General features: G+C 67.3%; 3 protein-coding genes. All 3 read left to right on the top strand.

Going from position 1 to position 1614, the window contains the following annotated elements:
• Nucleotides 1-341: 341 nt before the first annotated feature.
• Nucleotides 342-1073 carry a glycosyl hydrolase 108 family protein gene (locus EOA49_RS31840; protein WP_127242290.1) on the top strand — a complete coding sequence of 244 codons (732 nt, stop codon included), beginning with the start codon at nucleotides 342-344 and terminating at the stop codon, nucleotides 1071-1073.
• The gene (locus EOA49_RS31835; RefSeq protein ID WP_127242289.1) at nucleotides 1070-1273 is read left to right on the top strand and encodes a hypothetical protein; all 204 of its coding nucleotides are present in this window, start codon (nucleotides 1070-1072) and stop codon (nucleotides 1271-1273) included. The genes EOA49_RS31840 and EOA49_RS31835 overlap by 4 nt, the downstream gene beginning before the upstream one ends.
• A gap of 104 nt (nucleotides 1274-1377) precedes the next feature.
• Nucleotides 1378-1614 (top strand): ABC transporter permease (locus tag EOA49_RS31830; RefSeq protein ID WP_127242288.1); only part of this gene is annotated, 237 nt, incomplete at its 3' end.

Below are 1614 nucleotides of genomic sequence, written 5' to 3'. Positions count from 1 at the left end.
CCCGTCCCCTCGCACTCCGCGCAGCGCACACTCACCCCCGGGCACCTATGCTGATGTGTTCCCGCCGGGCAGCAGTGGCCGTTGGAACTGCACCACCTCGGGCATTCGAAAGTCGTGCCGGTGCCGCCGCAGCCCTGGCACTCGCCCATTTCGGGTAACATCAAACCCATCTTGCCCAACCCCCTCGGCGTGAACGCCTCAACCCCACGAACGGCGGAGCCCAACCGCCGTCTCCCGACATTGCCACACGGCAATTAAGGTTTTTCTAAAAAACTGAATCGGCGCGAACGCAAGTCGCCGGCCGAGCTTTTCCCACCAATCAGCAAGCCAAGGAGCCTCTCATGGACCGCAACTTCGCGCGGGCGCTTGCGCTCGTGCTTAAATCCGAAGGCGGCTGGTCGGACAGAAAAGCTGATCCCGGCGGCGCCACCATGAAGGGCGTCACACTCGCGAACTTCCGCCGCTACGTGAAGGCCGACGCCAGCAAGGCCGATCTGAGGAAGATCACGAACGGGCAGGTGGCCACCGTCTATCGGCAGTTCTACTGGGACGCCGTATCCGGCGCCGAGCTCCCCGACGGCGTCGACTATGCCGTCTTCGACTTTGCCGTGAACAGCGGGCCGGGCAGGGCGGCGAAATACCTCCAGGCAGTGCTCGGCGTCGCCCAAGACGGCCGCATCGGGCCGGCGACGCTCGCCGCGGCCCGGGCGAAACCCGCCGGCGTCGTCATCGACATGCTTTGCGATGCGCGGCTTGCCTTCCTCCAGCGGCTGCCGATCTGGCCGACCTTCGGCAAGGGCTGGCGCGCGCGCGTCGCCTCGGTGCGCGCCGAGGCACTGCTCATCTCGGCGCAGCCGGAGGCGCCGCTTCAATCCTCGTCGCGAGTTCGGGTCTCTGACGCCACGCAGCCGGCCATCAACGCCTCTGACGGCGACGGCGCCCCGCCGGCCGCCCCGCAGGCATCGCCTCGCAGGGCCGCCGCCGTCCTCGCTTTCGTCGCGCTGGCGCTCGGCTCAGCCGCCGCCTGGGCCGCGCATCTTCCCTGCAATCTCTTCGGAGTGTTCTGCCAATGATCGCGGTCATCATCCGCATAGCGCTGCGCTATGGCGCGGGCGTGCTCGTCGCGCGCGGGCTGCTGGGCGCCGGCGACGCCGAGGCGCTCTCGGCCGATCCCGACATCCAGATGGCGCTCGAAACCGCCCTCGGCCTGGCGCTCAGCTTCGCCGCCGAGGCCTGGTACGCGCTCGCCCGCAAATTCCACTGGTCGAAATGAGGTAGCAAAATGGTCGAGGTCTTCACCGAACTCGTTCGCCAGGCTTTGCCTTGGGTCATCGGTGCGCTGCTCCTGATCGCGGCGCTCGTCGTGTGGTGGCTGGCATGACGGCGCTCTTGTCCTTTCTCTTCGGCAATCCGGCGGTTTTGGGCGTTCTGGCGTCTTTCATTGCAGCACTTGGTTGGGGCTTTCACCAAAGGCTTGCGGGGGCGCGGGCCGAGCGCGACCGGCAGGCGGCCGACGAGGCGGCAGCCCGCGATATAACTGCCCAGGTCGACAACGAAATCGGCGCGCTGCCCGCCGGTGCGGTCAAGAAGGAGCTGAAGCGATGGGCAAGGGAC

Origin of the sequence: Mesorhizobium sp. M1A.F.Ca.IN.020.04.1.1, assembly GCF_003997315.1 — a bacterium.
Lineage (GTDB): Bacteria > Pseudomonadota > Alphaproteobacteria > Rhizobiales > Rhizobiaceae > Mesorhizobium.
Note: the sequence above shows the minus strand (reverse complement) of the source record. Positions and strands in the feature narration are given on the sequence as shown.

What these genes read in the sequence shown, in the direction of transcription:
- EOA49_RS31840 (WP_127242290.1), top strand. Translation starts at nt 342, where the DNA reads ATGGACCGCAACTTCGCGCGGGCGCTTGCGCTCGTGCTTAAATCCGAA.
- EOA49_RS31835 (WP_127242289.1), top strand. Translation starts at nt 1,070, where the DNA reads ATGATCGCGGTCATCATCCGCATAGCGCTGCGCTATGGCGCGGGCGTG.